This is a genomic window from Candidatus Zixiibacteriota bacterium, assembly GCA_026397505.1.
Taxonomy (GTDB): Bacteria; Zixibacteria; MSB-5A5; order GN15; family PGXB01; genus JAPLUR01.
The window spans coordinates 1-3,502 of sequence record JAPLUR010000096.1 but is presented as its reverse complement, the minus strand read 5'-3'; the positions used below and the strand labels follow the sequence as shown (position 1 = coordinate 3,502).

At 47.1% G+C, this 3,502-nt stretch carries 6 protein-coding genes; all 6 read right to left on the bottom strand.

Annotated features, from left to right (window positions below):
* Positions 1 to 174 (bottom strand): non-canonical purine NTP pyrophosphatase (locus NT002_10015; GenBank protein ID MCX6829601.1); only part of this gene is annotated, 174 nt, incomplete at its 3' end.
* Positions 175 to 267: 93 nt separating this feature from the next.
* Entirely contained in the window at positions 268 to 927 is a 660-nt protein-coding gene (locus NT002_10010) for a hypothetical protein (protein MCX6829600.1), read from the bottom strand.
* A 94-nt stretch (positions 928 to 1,021) separates the two neighbouring features.
* Positions 1,022 to 1,789: a citryl-CoA lyase gene (locus NT002_10005; protein MCX6829599.1), complete on the bottom strand. Its 768-nt coding sequence runs from the start codon at positions 1,787 to 1,789 to the stop codon at positions 1,022 to 1,024.
* A gap of 1 nt (position 1,790) precedes the next feature.
* On the bottom strand, positions 1,791 to 2,603 hold the full coding sequence (locus NT002_10000) for a hypothetical protein (GenBank protein MCX6829598.1): 813 nt from the start codon (positions 2,601 to 2,603) through the stop codon (positions 1,791 to 1,793).
* 138 nt (positions 2,604 to 2,741) lie between these two features.
* Entirely contained in the window at positions 2,742 to 3,158 is a 417-nt protein-coding gene (locus NT002_09995; protein ID MCX6829597.1) for a 4Fe-4S dicluster domain-containing protein, read from the bottom strand.
* Positions 3,155 to 3,502 (bottom strand): hypothetical protein (locus NT002_09990; protein ID MCX6829596.1); only part of this gene is annotated, 348 nt, incomplete at its 5' end. The genes NT002_09995 and NT002_09990, both read right to left, overlap by 4 nt.

The following is a 3,502-nucleotide window of genomic DNA, read 5'->3' as shown; positions in this document are numbered from 1 at the left end:
GGTGATTCCTTTCGCCTTGAGAATAGCATTTTCTTCCAGAGTCTCACCGGTTTCTTCCACCTCGGGGAAATCAAGAAAATCCTTGAAAGTCAGGATGGTTATGGGCAGATCTTCAAGAAGATGCATTATCTCCCTGATTTTATCCTGGTTTCTGGTCGCGAGAACAAGTTGCATTGTTCGTCTATTAGTGGAAGTACTCAAGTTTGTCTATAACGGTAGGGCGCGCCATTCTTGAGCTCCGACCCTTACAAACCATATGATATGACGTCATAATTTGATGTCTTTAAAAAGCTGCTTCAAATCATTATAATTTTTCCGGTGCTGGCGTCGGTCTGCGGGATGATGTTTCCACGGAATTACTCTGGAATTTGTGTAGCTGTAATATTTCTCAAATGCTGTTTTCGGATTAGAAAGGGATTGCTTAACTTCCTTCAGATCCAATGCCCACATAAGTTCAATAAAAGTATTGCAGCAAAGAATAATATCTGGTTTGATAATTTCAATCTCCTTGGCAATGAATGACTTGTCTAGATAAACAAATGCGTGCAGAAGTGAAAAATCCGTTACTGAACGTCCTGTATACTTCTTTACATTCATTGTCGCTATACTTTTTATAGCCGTTATCATTTCAATAGGCGAGGAATTTATCTTTTCAAAATCATCAAATTCATTAAGAATACCCCAAGCCCACTTCGCAACTTGATGGAATAATTGCCACTTTGGTCCTTTATTCAATTGGGTTCTCAGATCCCCTTCAGGGAATGAATTGGTCTCTCTTAAGACAAAAAGAACCTTCTTTTTTGCAACATCATAACTCGGCTCATCAATAATTCCATCAGCGCTGAAATCCTTCACGGAGATTCCAAAATTCGCATAGTGCTTCCGCCAATCATCAAATAGACGATCAAGAGACTCATTCTTGCTCATGTTCACTCCTTTCGGCACTTTGATAAACGACTAGGCATCGGCGGGCTCTGAGAAAAGGCCCACAGTTCTATAAATAAGTACTAGCGGTAAGTCGTCATTTTATCTCTCGTGGCGGCGGCCCGTCGTACGTGAAATGTGTGTTCCCCAGTTGGCGCATCGGTTTTTCGCGGGTCATTTCTTCGTAGGCATGGGCCAGAAGCCCCGGCACCCGGGAAATAATGAAGAATCCTTTTCCCAGCCGCCAGTCAAAGCCCATATCGGAGATCACCGCCCCAATAGCGCCGTCAACATTGATCGGGAGCTTCTTCCCACTCTGCTTTTCCAGCGCCGCTTCAATGGCCAGACAGAGTTCAATATGGCGTCCGGAAAAATGGCATCGTTTCGCAATTTCGAATAGTTTTAGAGTGCGCGGGTCAACATTATGAAGGCGATGACCGAATCCCGGGATCCGCTTCTTTTTATTATTCAAATCGGCAACCAGTTCCTCCGCAAGTTTGGTGACCTCACCATCCTTTTTGGCCCATTCCTGCATAATTCTGGCCGCCTGTTCGATAGCGCCGCCGTGGCTGTCGCCAATCACCAGAACGCCTCCGGCAATGGCCGCGTTGAGCGAATTCCCGCCGGCAATCACATTGCGCGTTCCCAGCACCGAGGGCGGCGAGCAGCCGTGGTCAATCGATGAAACCAGAATCGCTCGCATCATCTCCCCTTCCGCCTTAGTCGGCAATTCCCCCTTGAGAATGAGAAACACCGTCTCGGCGAAAGAGAGTTTCTCCATGATATCGGTGATATCATAACCACGCACCCGGATTTTGCCGGGGGCAATATCGGTAATAGCGGATTTCCATTCGTTCTCAGCCATATTATTTCTTCTCTTTCAATTCACCTGTCGAATCAGGCAGATATTGTTTTGTTTCTATCCCCTGGTAATAGGTCTCCGCGAATTTTAGCCAGCCTTCCTCGAATTTTTTCATATCAGTTCCGAAAAGCTGTTTGACCGACTCACTGAATCCGGCGGTTGATTGCCAGAGCATTATGAAACGATTGATTCCAAAATTATAGGTTATAAAGCCGACCAGGGAAGCTCCCTCCCAGGCGCGATGAAAGCTGTCGGTCCGGTCATAACTATCATTGTTGAACAGAGAATCAAGCGGAATATACATCTTCGTGACAAACAGCGAGTAGGTATTATGGTGGTAGTCGCCGCCGGAATAATCAAGCAGGGTGGCCAGACCTTCATAGAGCACTTTGAAATCAGTCATCCGCACATTCATTTTCTTGATGAGGTACCTGGCCAGTTCCAGCCCGAAAGGAGTGTGTCTATCCCAGTGAATCTGGTTTTCGGTTGAAAAAGGAAGATCCCGACCGGTCAATATTTTTCCTGATTCGGGATTATCATGAATATAAAAATGAATGGTATCGGGCGGAATTTCCATGGCCAGAAATTCACAATCCTCCGTCAAATACCTTTCAAAAGCATTTGAGAATTGTTCCATTCTCTTGCCCCAATAGCAGTCGGGGGGATAATGGAAAACAAAATGCTTATAACTATAGGTCAACCAGTCCGGATATTGAGGGAGTCCCTGTTTGACCTCCTTTTTGGCGCACCCGGCGGAAAGAAAAATAATCGCCACAAATAGCAGAATGACCGACAATATCTTTTTTTCGGTTATCATAATAGACAGCACGCTTTCATATTCTTATTAAGGTGGTAAAATATATCATTTTGTGCGGCAAAAGTCAAAGGATAACCGGCCGATACTAAACGGCGACCGTTGATTCAGCCGCCGTTCAGTCTGTATAGAGAATAGACCTTACTTGGAAACAATTCTGGTGTAGCGGAGCGCCTTGGAGGGACAGAAATGGGCGCAGGCCGGATCCCCTTTGCAGAGATCACATTTAACCACCTCGTTGTGTACCTCATCAAAAAGAGCGCAGCCGAACGGGCAGGCCGCCACACAGGCCATGCATTTCACACAACGGTCCAGATCCAGTTCCACCGCTCCGGTCTCTTCGTTCCTTCTCAATGCATTATAGAAACATGATTTGACACAGGCCGGGTCATCACACTGAAGGCAGGTCACCGGAACATATTTGTCCTTGGCATGAAGCAGAGGATAAATACGGCTTCTCCCCTGTTTGAGGTTCCTGGCATGGCTGAAGGCACAGGCTAGTTCGCAGGTGCGGCAGCCGGTGCAGAGGATCGGGTCTACGACAAAGCGATACTTCATTTGGTCACCTCCTGAACCGCCACCACAAGTTTGCCCATCGTCTTGGCGAGTTCCATCCGCTTGCAGTCATCGCAGGTATCGAAATAACCGGCCGGCAGACCCCGCTTGCGCATCTGATAGTCCGCAAAATCCCGCGTGATGATCTTCTTGCCGCATTTCTGACAACTGAGAAGTTCGAACTTGCGTCCCCAGATGCTTCTTCCCGTCTCATCATCCGTCCATTCGATGAAATGTGTCGGACAGATATGAGCGCAACTGAGACAGCCGATACAATCAACCGCCGGTTGATTGAGCGGCGGCGCAATTACTTTTTCGTGCCCCCGTTCCACCGCCGATATGGCATG